Origin of the sequence: Rothia sp. CCM 9416 (assembly GCF_048513535.1) — a bacterium.
Taxonomy (GTDB): Bacteria; Actinomycetota; Actinomycetes; order Actinomycetales; family Micrococcaceae; genus Rothia.
This window is the reverse complement of the sequence record NZ_JBLXXR010000003.1, coordinates 155,812-170,356: the sequence shown is the minus strand read 5'-3', so window position 1 is coordinate 170,356 and position 14,545 is coordinate 155,812. Positions and strand designations below refer to the sequence as shown.

The window sequence follows — 14,545 nt, the reverse complement described above, 5'->3', positions numbered from 1 at the left end:
GCGAAATTCATCTGGTGTCAAAGCCTCGTGGTCGTAATGCACTACCGAAGGCTAACCTGGAAATCATTGGGCAGTCTGTCATTGAAATTCCTGGGCTAGAAGAGGCCCAGAGCGGAAACCTCTATTTGCAGGTCGAAGGCGGCGCAGATAGCTTTCAGCCGAAGTCTATTTCGCTGGTGCTTTTGACGAACTACCACGGAGGCTGGGATATGCATGGCGAAGAGGAAATCGCTAGCGCCGAACTTGATGCTGAGCTACTAGCTACTACTGTTATTGATACTACCGCCGAAGAAGCTGCGACAGCAGAAGATGAAGACTTCTTTGACCAGTTCCTTGAACGTCAAGATGATCTCGAAGAGAACAAAGCCATTGATATTGAAACCTATGAGGGGACATCAGGAGACCATGCAGAAGAATCAGGAGGCGAATCAGCTTCTACAAGCTGAGTACCGTATCTTTGGTGAAAAGGTGAAGTCTGCCCGCGCTCTGTTGGGTGAGCCAGCTAATGCCATTGCCGAGCGAGCCAAGCTGTCTGTCTCGAAGATGAGCCGTATCGAGAACGCCCCTGATTCCTACCCTATTGCTGATGATGAGCTAACTCGTTTAGCTCTAGCTTTGGGGGTTTCTCGCAACTGGTTATTGGAGAAACCGCGTGCAGTAATCTCAGCGCAGAGCATGAACTTCCGTAAGACCAGCAAGATGAAGGCTGCCCATATGCAGACTGTAGCGGTCTGGGAAACCTTGATGGCTGAGCTGATTGATTCACTGAGTTCGAAGGTGCGGTTCATGCCAGTTTCCCTTCCAAGCGTTTCCCTCTCTGAGGTGATGACCCCTGAGCTGGCAGCAGTTGAAACTCGTAAAGCTCTGGGTATCAATACCCATATGCCGGTAGATCACGTTATCCGTGCTGCTGAAAAGCTGGGTGTTTTTGTGCAGACCCATGACTTTGATGATGAACTGCATCTGAAAAATCATGATGCTTCTTCGACTTGGGCTTCTTTAGCCAGTGGCCCGACCGTACCGTTGATGATGGTACGCACTCACTCTTCTTGGGAACGCACCCGCTTCTCTGTAGCCCATGAGCTAGGGCATTTGGTGATGCACCGTTATGGTGGTGGGGCCGATAAGGAGATTGAGGCTAATCGTTTTGCCGGTGAGTTCCTGTTTCCAGCTAATACCCTCTGGGAAGAAGTCCCAGAACCTATTACCTTGGCTTCGCTTCTGCCGCTCAAACTCAAATGGGGCATGTCTTTACAGGCCCTGGTCATGAACCTTAGACGAGCGGGCATCATTGATGAGCTGAGGAAAAAGAGCCTTATCAAACAGCTCTCTGCTCGTAAGAATAGTGATACCGGTGAGTCGTGGCGCACCCGTGAGCCGGGGGCTGATGATCGCCGCGTAGAGCGCCCTATGATGCTCGGTTCGGCTATCGGGAAGGCCTATGGTAAACCGCCTCGTATTGATGAGCTTCTAGCAGCCCTGCCCGCTGAGCATAATAACTGGTATAAGTCCATGCTCATTAACTTCGATTTGCAGTGGTCAAAAGATCTCAACGTTGAGATGCGCCTTGAAGCAGCAGAAAAACAGCTGCATATGGGGCAGGAGGATAATGTTGTGTCTCTAGCCCAGTTCCGGGCACAACGGTAGGTAACGAGGCCAGTGATGCACGTTCAACGGTTCCAGGCAGAAGGACAGTCACCGTCTTTTACGGTGGTCGATGAGTTCGGGTTACCGGTGCCGGAGATAGAAGAGTACCTCAAATACCTACGGCAAACAGCCTCCCCGAACACGTTGAAGGCTTACTCTCGCGCTATTGCCCGCTGGTTTGAGTTCCTAGCCCCTACAAACCACACCTGGCTTGATTTCCCTACAACCTTCTTCGGTAACTTCCTCCAATATCTGAGCACCGGAGAAGGGAATCAAGTGCGGGCGTTGCACCCGTCTTCAACGGTGTGGCTTTCATCTGCCTCTGTGCAACAGCACGCCGCAGCCGTCTCAGCCTTCTACACCTACCATGCGGATGCCAACGGGCTCACTACCGCCTATAACAAGCTCCACTTCCGTAGCTCCGCCCGCCGCGCCCCCTACCAGGGGTTCCTGACGGGTATAGCCCCCACGGGTAGAACAACGAAACTGGCCTATTCTATCCGCTCTGGCAATAAATCCCGCCAACCCATCCTACGCATTGAACAAGTCCACCAGATCTTAGAAGCCACCGCCACCACCTCCCATAACCCCCGAGTAACCAAACGTGACCAGTTACTTTTCACCCTGCTATGGGAAACCGGTATGCGCATCGGTGAGGCTCTGAACCTCACCCACCAAGATATGAACACCGGTCAAGGTGAAACCCCGTTCGTTGATGTCGTACCCCGCAAAGAGCACCCCCACGGCATCCGGGGAAAAACCTTCATACCCCGCAGAATTTACATCTCTGACGAACTAGAGAACGCCTACGTTGAATACCTATGGGAACTCATTGATGCTGGCATCGACCTAGATATACCCAATGTTGCCGGGCACTACATCTTCGTAAACGTCAATAAAGCCCCGCTCTTTGCCCCCATGCGCGTTGAATCGGTCTACCAACGGATCCGAGCTATCCGCAAACACACCCCAGAATTACCAGCCTTCACCCCGCACTGGTTCAGGCACACCCACGCAACCGCCCTCCTACTGGCAGGAACGCAGCCACACGTTGTTATGCGCAGACTTGGACACACTGACGTTCAAACCACCCTGAATACCTACGGGTGGGTCACAGATGATGCAGAGATGCAAGCCTGGGAAGGCTGGAAAAACGTAACCGAAACCTGGAGAGGACTCTAAACACCGTGAACACCCCTTCACCTCAACCTGACCGGCACCTCTCCATTGCCGCCGAACGCCCTACCGCCTGGGAAAACCGCTGGGCAGCAGTACCAGCCCAATGGCAAACCGGCTACTGCCAACTCGATACGCCCCTCAACCGCGAAGTCTTCACCTTCAACGCCAACTACCCCGCAGGGCAGACCTTCGACTTCCGCCCCGCCGGAAACCCCCGGCTAGGTCAAGAACTCGCCTGGTGGGTCTACACCTGCTGGAACGAGGGTCTACGCAAAATCGAACCCTCAATGCTCAAATGGTGGCAAAAAGCAGTCTCAGCCCTTGTCGCTAACCGATACCGCATCGGAGACACAATCCTCTCCCTCAGAGAGCTAGAACCCGGACTCATCATCCGAGAAGCAACAGCCCAGTTCTACGCCCGCAACCAACGATTACCCTCCCCCAACAACAAACGCAATCTCGAATCAATCACAGAACACATCTACCTCTACCTCAACGCCCGCACCACCGATAGCCCCTGGTGGGAATCAAACATCTGGTCACTCAAAGCAGATGACCGCATCCCCCGACGCCCCAACGAACCCCACGCCCATAAAAACCTCAACTTCAACACCGTGCGCCCCACCTGGCTACGCGAAGGACTGAGTTTCTACCTCGCCCAAGAACTCATCCACCAAAACTTCACCTGGACCACCCTCGGCACACGCATCAAAAGCATCTCTAACTACTTCGGAGAGTTCCTAGAATACCAAGCCATCAGCACGCCGCTCCTAGCCGCAGACCACGCCCACCTGCGCCGGCTCTCCACAGAACACCTCTCCTGGCTCCGTGCCTACCGTTCCAAACACAACGGGCAACTCATCTCTTCGAATACTATTGCCGCAGCACAATCACACGTACAAACCTTTTACAACTACATGTACGAAAACAAAGAAACTGCTACCCTCACCACCGGGGATGACCGGTGGGAAAAACTCACCCCAGACCACCTTCGCATCTGGGCACCCACCAACCTGGTCAAAACCAAACACAGCCGCTACACCGCTGTTAAAGACCAATACATCACCGCAGAAGACCTCTCCGCCATGGCAGCGTGCATCAAAGCCCTCCTAACCCCCACCGCAGAAACAATCACTCTAGAACCTGTAGGTAGGGAACCTATCACCGTCAAAGGTATCTACGACCCACAAGCAGCCCGTTGCTGGCTTCTCCAAGCAGCCACAGGTCGCCGTGTCTCAGAGATCCTTATGCTCAACTACAACTGCCTCACTCCCATCGAAGGAGCCGCAGACGATTCCCCTAACGCTTTCGTAGCCCGTCTTTCCTACCAGCAAACCAAAGTAGCCGGAGTAGACCCCACCATCCTGGTCGAACAATACGTGGTCGAACTTATCACCGCCCAACAAAAATGGCTCCGAGACCACCTAGAACTCACCGATGAAGACCCAGACCCCGAATACCTCTTTACCAACCCCAGACAAGACTACAAAGGTCTCAGACCACGCTCCTACACCTCCCACGCAGCAGTCATGCGCAGACTCACCGACGCTGTAAAACTCCACGATAAGTTCGGCAACCCTCTATCCTTTTCAGCTACTCACCGGCTCCACCACACCCGCGCCACCACACTGCTGAACGCAGGTGTACCCATCCACGTCGTGCAAGACTACCTCGGGCACCGATCCCCAGAAATGACCATGCACTACGCCAAAACCCTCGCCAAAACAGCAGAAGCAGAGTTCCTCAAAGCCGCCTCAACCGGCGCGTTCGGCAAACCCCTCGAAATGTCGAAACAAGACGCCTACCAAATCGCCCAGCTCGAAGGACGCATGGACCGCATACTGCCCAACGGCATGTGTATGCTCCCACCCACCCAGTCCTGCGATAAAGGCAACGCCTGCCTAACCTGCACTGCTTTCGCCACCGACTCAACCCACCTCGACACTCTCGAAACCCAACGCAAAGTCACCTTGCAGCTCATCACTGACCGCAAGAAATTGGTCAAAGAAAAACACGGCCGCGAGATGCCAGATGACAACGTATGGCTCGTAGCCCGCACGCACCCCAAAGAAGTCCAGTCACTGGACTCCATCATCACCGCTCTCAACACCGCTAACGGCCCGATCAAAGGCGCAGGAACCTGCCCCCGCCAAACCCCAGCAGAAGAAAGGACCGCCAACGATGCCTAAGCCCAACAGGAAAATCGCTATCCCAAGGGTGCTGGACTCACACGATACCAAGCTAAAAGGCAGCAACATTCCCAAAATAGAAGACAACCCAGCGTTCTTCACTCAAAACTTCTTCTGCTACGGCAAGATACCAGGTAATGCTCATTGTCGGGCGAAAGCCTGCGCAAAGACCAAGTACGAAAAGACCATGAACGGCAAGACTGTACCTGTAAGCGGAAACTTCTACCTCGCCCCAGGTTCAACCCACCAAGCAGATTGCAGCTTTGACTTTGTATCTCAAGCCCACCAGCTTCACACCACCTACCAGAACGTGATTGTCAAAGAAGAAAACCACTTCCTCCTTACTATTCCTTCTTCTCGCAGACCTTGGGATTCTTCCCGCGATCAGCAAAAAGCCACCACGAGAAAAAGTGAACTGCCTTCAATCCATACCTCAAAATCAACGCAGAAGTCCCGGCAGCAGCTCCAGCGTGTCCGTATGGCAGCTACATCTATCATTGAATTGCTCGAACGATTTGAAGATGACGATAAGCTACGCAAGCTGTTTCGCGTCCGATACGTAGGAGCTGAATACGGCTGGGATGAGTTCTTCTTTAATGCTGATACCGATGTCCAGAAGCTCTATCAGACGGTACAGCTCGATAAGCAAAAGGGTATCTCCCGCCCTCTGGTGCTTTACGGGACAGTGGGGGGAAAACCAGAACTTAATAAGAAGGGGCAGTACCCTATCTGGGTTCTCAACAGGTCCCGTGCCCCTATCCCGGGGGATGAACAAACGATTACGGTTCGCCTCTACACTCCAGATAAAGGAGCTTCAAAACTGGAAAAACACCAACGTGTTTTAGCGATTGGGACATGGTTTATTGGCACCCAGAACAAGCGCTACCTCAACGCTAAGGTAACCGCTGAAACTTTTGCACCGATGGGAAACCAGGATGGCTAACAGCGCCCCCAACACCAGTGGTCTCGCCCAAGCTGCTAAAGACCGTGCCGCAGAAAAAGAGAAACAAGCCAAAGCAGCTATCCGCCGTCTGACCCGCGAGAAAAAACCTATCAACTTCGCCTCCGTCGCGCAGGAAGCAGGAGTCTCCCGCAACTATCTCTACAAGCACCCAGAGCTACGGGCACAGATAGAAAAACTCAAAACCAGCACCCGCAGCGACCGGTCTCTACAAGCTACCCCAGATACCGGTCAAGAGAACATCGTGGCCGCTCTACGTCTGAAAATACGCAACATAGAAACCCAGCACCAAAACGAAATCAAAGCCATCAGAAACGAACTCAAGACTGCAAACCAACGCATCGAAAAACTCACCGGGCAAATTGTCATGTTGCAATATAAATAGAAATTTATAGAGTTAGTCTTCGAAATATATACGAGTTGCCCCCATTTTAGAATGGGGGCAACTCTCTTAGATAAAATTAATGTACCGCTTGCGGAAATACTTAGGCTAGAGCGATATTATTCTTAAAGCCTCATTAATATTTTCCAGATGTGCTGAAACGTTTTTTTGCAATTTTTTAATATACTCACCCATATACTCCCAGTCTGGATCACCTTGAGAATTTTTAGGTAGCTTAATTTCTAAATTTCTGAGCTTTGATTTAGAAAGCTGATCAGTGTACCCAAATTGCTTACTTGTTGCTTCAATAACCGAACAGATAAACAACGCAGATTCCTCCGTAAGCCCCACTCGTCTTAGGATTGATATAGAGGATCCTGCCCCACCCCGCGCCAAGAAGTTTTTGGACTGATAGAACGAGGCTCCGGTTAGGGGAGAAACTGTAATACATCCGCCCTGTTCAAAATCGTCATCATCGTGAGGGCTAAGATAAGAAACAACGCCATTATTGAAGTCACTTGTCGAAACAAATGGCATATCACCGTTATCGTAATTGTTTACCGATCTAACTTCTGGTGGAGATACCTCAAAATAATCAGAAATCTTAAATTCACTCCAATTTGAGTTATTCAACTTTTCTACACTTGCACGGGATGAGTTTTTTATTTTTCCTATACTTTCAAGTATCGCTGGGAATTTTTCATTATAGAGTGAAAGCTGGCCAAGTTTAATTTGAAGCTCTCTGGCATCTCTTCCCTGTTTATATAGTTCATAGTTAGATAGATGTTTAAATATATCCGTTTCGAATATTTCAAACTCTTTCTTTGGAGCCTGCCAAGATAGATGTTTTTTAGGGTCTATCCATTGAATAGAGGCATGCCCGGATTGCTTTCGGATAATATCCAACCATCTATCTTCAATGGCTGACCATTTATTGTGAATATCCTGCCTTCCTTGATTTTTAATGGTTACCAAGCCATCTTCTTCGATATTACATGCAAAAATTTCCCGATCACCATGCTCCTCTTTTGCGGTGAATATAAAAATTGAGGTAGTCATACCAATGCCGGGGAAGGTCCCCTCTGGCAACTTAATAATCTTTTCTAGGCGATGTTTTTTAAGGAGGCCTTTCCCTCCATCCTTTTCCAGTTTTTTATCTGGAAGGATAAACGCTGACTTCGTACCTCTAGGAACACTATCGAGGACATTTTTAACAATTTTTATACACCCATACTTTCTTTCAAAAGGTGGGTTCATCAGCACTTTAGTAATATCTCTTTCCGAGATCCATGTAGATGCCGCCGCCGTCTGCGTATCAAGCTGCTCAAGATTTGTTTTTCCATCTTTATGGATCAACATATTCGCTGCCGCCAGAGCAAAAATCTGGCGGTCAAGTTCAATACCATAGAGTTGTTCTTTTTTAATTTCAGCGGCTTTTTTGGTATTTACACCTCCAGATTTTTCAATCATTATATTCATGGCTTTGACGAGAAATGCGCCAGAACCACATGCCGCGTCTAATACCCGATCGTCTTCGTTAAGGTCGATTAAACGCGACATGAAACCGGTAATATGATCAGGAGTGAAAACCTGACCATGCTCACTCTTTCCTCGATACCTATTGAACTCATTAAAGAATATCGCCATGACATCTTCACCAGCCCAGTTATCAGAGTTTACTAATTCTGATATATCCTTAACCCAGCCAATGAAATCATCAATAGCCTCCTGGTTATCGGGGTAGTTCATTTGAATTTTGGAAAATTCTTCAGACAGGATAGTTAGCTTAAAATTTTTCACCTTCGAAGCAACGAGCGATTTATTGAGCTGGTTCAGTATCGAAGTATGAAATAGAGAAAAATCCATTCCTCGACTAATCAGGGCACCTTCTCGCAAAGCAACAAGAGCACAAGCAGTGAAGATCATACGTTGATACAAGTCTTTTATACCAAATTTAAAGTGAAGGCTATTATTGATTCGAGAGGTTAATACATAAATTCTCATTTTATCAATAGGTTTATTGGTAGCAAGTTTAATGTAATATTCTTTGCGCTCAAGCGTGGAAGACACTGAATCGAGTTCAATATTATTAAGAAAGACTCTGATTTCTTCGTGATTATATAGAATACCTACACATTTTTCATATTTAGTTAGGGCTATATTTACGTTCTTTTTAAGCTCATCGACCCATTCCTGCCTCCCAATATCCACGGAGCTTGACTTCGCTTCCAGGATAATCGCCGGGAGAGTTTTATTTTTAGGGAGATACCAACCATCTGGCTTATCGGCAACTTTTCGGAAGCCAAGCTGATTAAATGTAGTGATTTGTCCTGTTCCCTGCACTACCTCCGCTTCGATTTCATCAAACCCAAGGATTTTTCCGGCATTATTTCTCACTGTATCTTCGGTGGGCATCTCTATCCTTATTCGAGGTGGGCTGGGGTTGTCTCTGGTGCGGGCATACACCCAATCACAGACAGGCTAAGAACGTAGGAGGTAGACCAGACCCCAAACTCTGAGGTGCTACGAACTAAAACGGTCTATGAGGATATGACCTCTAGGCTTCCCCCTGAACGTCTAACACTCATGAGAAAGCGTCTCATGTTCATCCTAGCTGGCTACGCCTATGGTCAATTTTACGATTTTCGCGCCTGCCTTCCTATACTCTAGGTCCGTGTTGAAGTTAGAGACGATCTATGACTATGAGGAGGAAGATGCCTTTACCTGGTCACTCTTCTCGCTATCAGGCAGTTCCAGATGAAGATTCTAAACATAGATTACAACTACCAAATAATCTGTAATCTGACACCTTTTCACTCAACCGCATCTCCTTTGATTACATGAAATACAAGTAGTTTAGTTATACATATAAACCTACGATAACCCTTAACTGCGGAGTCTAAGCATGTTTGGACTGCTGAAGCAGCTAGTCAGAATGGTGGCCTGTGAGGATGGAAAACCACCACCGATTCTGCCCCTTTTCCGCAGGGGCCCTTTTCAAGGGGCAGACGCGAGCGTCCAACTGGTCTTTATTGGGGACTTCGCTTCTAACTACAATCCGATCGTGGGAGTTGTTGCCGATGAAGCCACTGCCCTAAAGCTTTTTCACCGCCACCCAGAACATAAGATTTCCTGGGAAAAAATTGCTGTTTCGGATGCAATCGAGATGCCTGCTCCAGACTCCCTTCTGTGGGTACTCATTCAGGGTGGCCCATTTAGCCCCACAGCATATTCCAGCCCCTCACCGGTCGCCGCCTATGCAGATAGGGGCAGAGCTATCGAGGAAATAGCCCGCAGAGAAGAGTTATACGGGGAGGAACTTCTGCTTTGGTGCCTCCCCCTGGGCACCATTGATTTCACAGCGCCAGACTGGTCTTATACCGGGTCTTAGAGTACCCCTAAGCCTGCACCCCGTAGGTGGGCTCGTGACGCTTGAACCAGGCAATGACCGGGTAGGTGACAGGGAGCAGGACGAACTCAATAGCGCACTTGTAGATGTAGCCGACGACCACGTAGTTCATAAAGTCGCCAAAACTTGTAATTCCAATAATGGGTGCCGCAATAGCACAGAAAATGAGGGTATCTGCCAGTTCGCCAACCAGGGTGGAACCCATGAGCCGGCCCCAGAGGTGCCTACCGCCGGTTGCCGCTTTGAGCTTGACCAGCACCCAGGAGTTAAGGGTCTGCCCCACCAGGAAGCCCAGCAGGGAACCGGCCAGAATCTGAGGAACAGGCCCCAGCACACTTTCAAGAGCTCTCTGATTCTCGTAGAAATCTGCAACCGGTAGCGCAATGAGGATCCAGAAGGAGGCCGCAGCTACAGCGGCAGCCACAAAACTGGTAACGATGGCGCGGCGGGCCAGCCTGAAGCCGTAAACCTCACTGATGACATCACCCAGCACATAGGCCAGGGGAAAAAGGAAGAAGCCGCCGTCGGTAATGATGGGACCAAAGGTCACACCCTTGGTCGCCCCAATGTTGGAGAGGATAAAGACCACGCAGGTTGCCGCCAGGAGCAGGTCGTAGTAGGTGCGGGTTGGGCGGGCGTAGCCGGTATCGCCGGGTGCGGGTGTAGACACAGTTTTCCCCTGGATTATCTTGAGTTGAGTTCGAGTGTGCCCACCTGCCACCTGGGCCATCAGTATTTTACACTAAAGGTGGTGGCACCCGCCCTGCATGAGGCTGCTGAGAGTGAGCCTGCGAGCCTAGCTCACCCCGGTGCCCTGACCCGGTCTTTTTTTTGGGGGCATCCTGTGGGGTGGAGGTTGAGGTCATGGCCGACTGTTTTTCTGACGTTTTTGAGCCGCCGGTCGCCCCTGATAGGTTTTGGTGACATTTTAGAGTAAGGTGTCAGTATGCCCAGAATTTCAGCCGCAACGAATGCCGCCCAGCGCGAGAACACTAAACGCGCCATCCTCGACTCCTTCGGCCGCCTGCTCTATGAGCGGGGCCTGCCAGGGCTCACCATGACCCATGTTGCTAAGAACGCAGGTATTGGGCGCACGGCTGTCTATAACTATTTTGCCGATATGGGTGAGCTTCTGATCGCCTATGCCCTCGATGAGACCGAGCGTTTCTTAACTGACTTGCGTGAGGCTCTTGCTGGCTTTGAGAACCCCATCGACCAGCTTGCCGTCTATGTGCGACTGCAGATTGAAGACCTTTCCCGGCGGCACATGCCCCCGGGGCCAGCCATGCGATCGGTACTTTCTCCTGACGCTTTCGCTAAGCTAGGTGCCCATGTGCGCGAATTGCAGATGGTGCTTGCCGGTATCCTCTCGAGCGCTATTGAGCGTGGCTACCTGCCGGATAACGATATTCAGGAGCTGGCTCAGCTTGTTCATGGGTCGCTGTCCTCTACGGCTGACCGTACTGAGGATGCGGCCAGCAACGATGCCCGCGAGCGCCATATTGAGCATACGATTCGTTTTATTCAGCTTGGCTTGGGTGCTCGTTTTGATGAGCTGGGGCGGCCTATCCGTTTGGACGGCTCCCCCGATGTGCACCTGGTAGAGGCTTCCTAAAAATTTTTCACTGGGTAGGGGGCACCTCCTTTTATGGGAGGTGGCCCTTTTGTCTGCGCTCATGTTTGCTGGTGCGCTACAGCCAGGGCGCAAGCAAGCGGGTTCACGGCCTGACTTAAACCCGCAGTTGGGGTGCCTGCTAGCTGGCTCGGGGCTGGCCTTTAAGGGGTGCTAGCTGAGCACCCCAACTTGGGCCCTGCGATAAACCCGCCCCGCCCGCAGGGAATGATTAGCTGTCAGCATTAGCCAGTAGCCCCGGTGCGAACCCGTCAAGATCCAGGACGCGGGCGTACATGACCGCGCGGCGTTGGAGCGCCGTACGCAGGGCACGGTGTACGCCGTCTTCCAGATAGAGCTCACCCTGGTAGCGCACTACATGGGGGAAGAGATCACCATAGAAGGTGGAGTCTTCGGCCAGAAGGGTTTCGAGGTTGAGGTTCTTTTGGGTGGTGATGAGGCGGTCAAGGCGCACCTGGGAGGGCGCTATAGAGCCCCAGCTGCGCTGGGTGAGGCCGTGGTCGGGGTAGGGGCGGGTATCGCCGACGCCTTTGAAAATCATGAACCTATTCTAAGCGTCCTGACCGCTACTACCGGCGCACTCGTCCACTCTAGGGTGAGCGCTAGGTATTAGGATTCCCAGATACCGCGTTTGGCAGACCAGTTGATTGTTTTTCCGCCGCTGAACTTGACGCTCACGACCCCGTTGACAGCCGGGCCCTCATTCTCAAGTGGGAAGCCGTACCCGGTGGTGTAGCCATTATGGAGCCAGTGATAGTAGATGGCACCTGTGGAGTTGAGGCTGTGAGCCCCGGTTTGGGGTGACCAGAAGATTGCGGTTTCTGTGCCCTTGCGGTGGCGGAAGTAGGTGACGGCTCCGCCGGGCAGGGCGAGTTCGTCGGTGGCGGGGAACCCGTAGCTGTCGATGTGTCCCTTTGCTACCCAGAGTGCGAAGATTGCCCCCCTGTGGTTGAGGGCGTGGGAGCCGGTGTAGGGGGACCAGTAGGTTGCGGTGTAGGTGTTGCCGTTACGGAAGTAGAGTTTGGCGCCGTCACCGAAGGCAGTTTCGTCGATAGTGGGAAAGCCGTACCCGTAGACGTGACCTGATTCGACCCATTTGTAGTAGAGCCCGCCTCTGTGGTTCATGCTGTGGGCCCCTGTTTGGGGTGACCAGAAGACGGCGGTGTAGGAGTTACCGTTGCGGAAGTGTTGTTTTGCACCGTGGCCGATGGGTTCTTCGTCGATAGTGGGGTAGCCGTAGCCCCATTCGTAGTGGGCCTGGCGGAAGCGCGCGCCGATGGCTCCTGGCCAGAAAATGGTGTGGGCGCCGGTAGCCTCGGTCCAGTAGATAGTGCGGCTGCGGGCGAAGTTTTGGACGGCTCCACCGAGCCTGGTGGGGAATTCGTTGCCGGTGGGTTTTCCGTAGACTGCTTGGCCACCGGTGGCGTAGTAGTGGGCGCCAATAGCGCCGATGAGGCTGTAGCCGCTCCCGGCGGCTTCTACTGCGGCTGCGGTGTTGAGGAAGGGGTAGCCCTTGATCCAGCCGCCGTTCTTGGTTCTGAGGATTGACCGGATCTGTTCGATGGTCAGTGAGGGGTTGCGCTCTTTCATGAGGGCGATGGTTCCGCTGACGTGGGGTGCGGCCATGGAGGTTCCGCTCAGGTAGCCGTAGGAGGGGTCACCTGGGTCGGTGGGGCCGCTGTTGTAGGTGGAGATAACGCTCCCATTTGAGGCACCGCCGGGGGCAAGGATGTCGAGGCGGTGCCCCCAGTTGGAGTAGCCGGCCATGATTTTGCCTTTGCCGGTTGCGCCCACGACGATGCCGCCTGAGCAGTTAGCCGGGGTTGCCCCTGCTGCATTGATTGCGCTGTTGCCGGCTGAGATGACGATGGGGACCTGGCGGGCGGCGGCGCGGTTGATAGCGTCTTGGAGGATCTGGGGGCAGGTACCCATGTTGATGGCTTCGGAGAAGTTCACGACGTCTGCGGGGGTGGGGTTGGGCGGTGCGCCCTTGACCGGCACACCCGCACTCCACATGAGCCCGGCGGCGTAGTCGGAGATGTAGCTGCGTCCGTATTGGCCCATGACTCTGGTGTGCTGGATTTTGGCGTCGGGGGCTACACCGGCTACGCCTATGCCGTTGCTGGTTTTTGCGGCGGCGATTCCGGCGACGTGGATTCCGTGCCAGAGGGAGTAAGAGCCGGGGTACCAGTCGCCGGGGTCGGTGGGGTCCGGGTCCCAGCCGTCACCGTCTTTTGAATAGTCCCGGCTGACGAAGTCGTAGCCGGGGATTTCTTGCGGGGTGAGGTCGGGGTGGTAGCGGGTGCCTTCATCGGCTATGCCGATGATAATCCCCTTGCCTGTCGCCAGGTTCCAGGCCACCGGTACCTTGGCTTCGCGCATATTCCATTGTTGGTCCCAGTAAGGGTCTCTGGGTGGGTTGCCGGGGTGGGCAGCGGCCATGTTTTTGACGCGCAGGTCGGGTTCGGCGGAAAGGACGTCGGGGCGACTTTCGAGTTCTTGGATCAGTGCTTTTTGTTCGTGGGCGTCCAGGTCGTGGCTGAGGTGGATAACGGCTGTACCGTCAATAATCTCGCGGGTATTTTCTGCCTGGAGAGTGTCTGCCAACGGGCTTTGTTCGACTTCTTCGCGGGCGATGGCTTGCTGTTGGGTGGGTGCGACGTGCGGTGTGAAACGGACGATGATTTGATCGGTGGTTTCTTCGACCCTTGATTCTTGCAGGACGCTTCGCTCGGCGTGCTCACCGCCGGTCAGGGTGGGGTCCCCGGGCAGATAGCTGGCTGTTTCGTTGGGGGGTGCGGGCTCGGCCTGCGCGGGCAGTGCGGGGGTGAGCGAAAAGAGTAAGACGAGGGGCAGGAGGCACCGCTTGTGGTGGCGCTCAGCCCGGCGGGTGAGGGGGAACATGGGGGTCCTGTCACGAGAATGTGTATTCGGTAATTTGAATTGTATCGGTCGCGCTACTATCCCCCGCTGGAGGTCTATATCGAAACTTACTTAAGGTCATTAAGGCCCTATGAAGATATGCGGCCTTCTCCCCTTGCCGGTCGCTTCCAAGCCCACGGCAGAAAAACAACTATGACATCATCATGACGTTCTCTTACCAGCGAATTTTCGCTGGGTCTCTTCTCGGGGCGTACTCCCTTTG

The 14,545-nt window shown here is 52.7% G+C and carries 12 protein-coding genes; 8 read left to right on the top strand and 4 right to left on the bottom strand.

Features of this window, described 5'->3' with window-relative positions:
* Window positions 1-14 precede the first annotated feature (14 nt).
* From ACN080_RS02800 to ACN080_RS02775, 6 genes are read left to right on the top strand one after another with little or no spacing between them, the layout of a single operon-like run.
* On the top strand, window positions 15-446 hold the full coding sequence (locus ACN080_RS02800) for a hypothetical protein (protein WP_419112991.1): 432 nt from the start codon (window positions 15-17) through the stop codon (window positions 444-446).
* Window positions 406-1,647 (top strand): XRE family transcriptional regulator, encoded by a 1,242-nt coding sequence (locus ACN080_RS02795; RefSeq protein WP_419112990.1) that lies wholly within the window; start codon window positions 406-408, stop codon window positions 1,645-1,647. The genes ACN080_RS02800 and ACN080_RS02795 overlap by 41 nt, the downstream gene beginning before the upstream one ends.
* Before the next feature lie 15 nt (window positions 1,648-1,662).
* Window positions 1,663-2,829, top strand: a complete 1,167-nt coding sequence (locus ACN080_RS02790; RefSeq protein WP_419112989.1) for a tyrosine-type recombinase/integrase — start codon at window positions 1,663-1,665, stop codon at window positions 2,827-2,829.
* Window positions 2,830-2,834: 5 nt separating this feature from the next.
* Complete coding sequence (locus ACN080_RS02785; protein ID WP_419112988.1) at window positions 2,835-5,015, top strand: tyrosine-type recombinase/integrase; 2,181 nt, start codon at window positions 2,835-2,837, stop codon at window positions 5,013-5,015.
* On the top strand, window positions 5,008-5,958 hold the full coding sequence (locus ACN080_RS02780) for a hypothetical protein (protein ID WP_419112987.1): 951 nt from the start codon (window positions 5,008-5,010) through the stop codon (window positions 5,956-5,958). The genes ACN080_RS02785 and ACN080_RS02780 overlap by 8 nt, the downstream gene beginning before the upstream one ends.
* Entirely contained in the window at window positions 5,951-6,361 is a 411-nt protein-coding gene (locus ACN080_RS02775; protein WP_419112986.1) for a DUF6262 family protein, read from the top strand. The genes ACN080_RS02780 and ACN080_RS02775 overlap by 8 nt, the downstream gene beginning before the upstream one ends.
* 105 nt (window positions 6,362-6,466) lie before the next feature.
* Here ACN080_RS02775 and ACN080_RS02770 read toward each other — a convergent pair whose 3' ends face one another.
* The gene (locus ACN080_RS02770) at window positions 6,467-8,773 is read right to left on the bottom strand and encodes an N-6 DNA methylase (protein ID WP_419112985.1); all 2,307 of its coding nucleotides are present in this window, start codon (window positions 8,771-8,773) and stop codon (window positions 6,467-6,469) included.
* Window positions 8,774-9,293: 520 nt separating this feature from the next.
* Here ACN080_RS02770 and ACN080_RS02765 point away from each other — a divergent pair.
* The gene (locus tag ACN080_RS02765; RefSeq protein WP_419112984.1) at window positions 9,294-9,749 is read left to right on the top strand and encodes a hypothetical protein; all 456 of its coding nucleotides are present in this window, start codon (window positions 9,294-9,296) and stop codon (window positions 9,747-9,749) included.
* A gap of 7 nt (window positions 9,750-9,756) precedes the next feature.
* Here ACN080_RS02765 and ACN080_RS02760 read toward each other — a convergent pair whose 3' ends face one another.
* Window positions 9,757-10,437: a queuosine precursor transporter gene (locus ACN080_RS02760; protein ID WP_419112983.1), complete on the bottom strand. Its 681-nt coding sequence runs from the start codon at window positions 10,435-10,437 to the stop codon at window positions 9,757-9,759.
* Window positions 10,438-10,713: 276 nt separating this feature from the next.
* Here ACN080_RS02760 and ACN080_RS02755 point away from each other — a divergent pair, with 276 nt between their 5' ends.
* Window positions 10,714-11,382 carry a TetR/AcrR family transcriptional regulator gene (locus tag ACN080_RS02755; protein ID WP_419105468.1) on the top strand — a complete coding sequence of 223 codons (669 nt, stop codon included), beginning with the start codon at window positions 10,714-10,716 and terminating at the stop codon, window positions 11,380-11,382.
* A 229-nt stretch (window positions 11,383-11,611) separates the two neighbouring features.
* Here ACN080_RS02755 and ACN080_RS02750 read toward each other — a convergent pair whose 3' ends face one another.
* Both ACN080_RS02750 and ACN080_RS02745 read right to left on the bottom strand, forming a co-directional pair.
* A complete protein-coding gene (locus ACN080_RS02750) occupies window positions 11,612-11,941 on the bottom strand; it encodes a type II toxin-antitoxin system VapB family antitoxin (protein ID WP_419100385.1) in 330 nt (109 codons plus the stop codon).
* Between the two features lie 68 nt (window positions 11,942-12,009).
* Window positions 12,010-14,304: a S8 family serine peptidase gene (locus tag ACN080_RS02745; RefSeq protein WP_419112982.1), complete on the bottom strand. Its 2,295-nt coding sequence runs from the start codon at window positions 14,302-14,304 to the stop codon at window positions 12,010-12,012.
* Window positions 14,305-14,545: the final 241 nt, after the last annotated feature.

Coding starts and splice junctions, on each gene's coding strand:
- ACN080_RS02795 (WP_419112990.1), top strand. CDS start 406: ATGCAGAAGAATCAGGAGGCGAATCAGCTTCTACAAGCTGAGTACCGT.
- ACN080_RS02790 (WP_419112989.1), top strand. CDS start 1,663: ATGCACGTTCAACGGTTCCAGGCAGAAGGACAGTCACCGTCTTTTACG.
- ACN080_RS02780 (WP_419112987.1), top strand. CDS start 5,008: ATGCCTAAGCCCAACAGGAAAATCGCTATCCCAAGGGTGCTGGACTCA.
- ACN080_RS02775 (WP_419112986.1), top strand. CDS start 5,951: ATGGCTAACAGCGCCCCCAACACCAGTGGTCTCGCCCAAGCTGCTAAA.
- ACN080_RS02770 (WP_419112985.1), bottom strand. CDS start 8,773: ATGCCCACCGAAGATACAGTGAGAAATAATGCCGGAAAAATCCTTGGG.
- ACN080_RS02765 (WP_419112984.1), top strand. CDS start 9,294: ATGGTGGCCTGTGAGGATGGAAAACCACCACCGATTCTGCCCCTTTTC.
- ACN080_RS02755 (WP_419105468.1), top strand. CDS start 10,714: ATGCCCAGAATTTCAGCCGCAACGAATGCCGCCCAGCGCGAGAACACT.
- ACN080_RS02750 (WP_419100385.1), bottom strand. CDS start 11,941: ATGATTTTCAAAGGCGTCGGCGATACCCGCCCCTACCCCGACCACGGC.
- ACN080_RS02745 (WP_419112982.1), bottom strand. CDS start 14,304: ATGTTCCCCCTCACCCGCCGGGCTGAGCGCCACCACAAGCGGTGCCTC.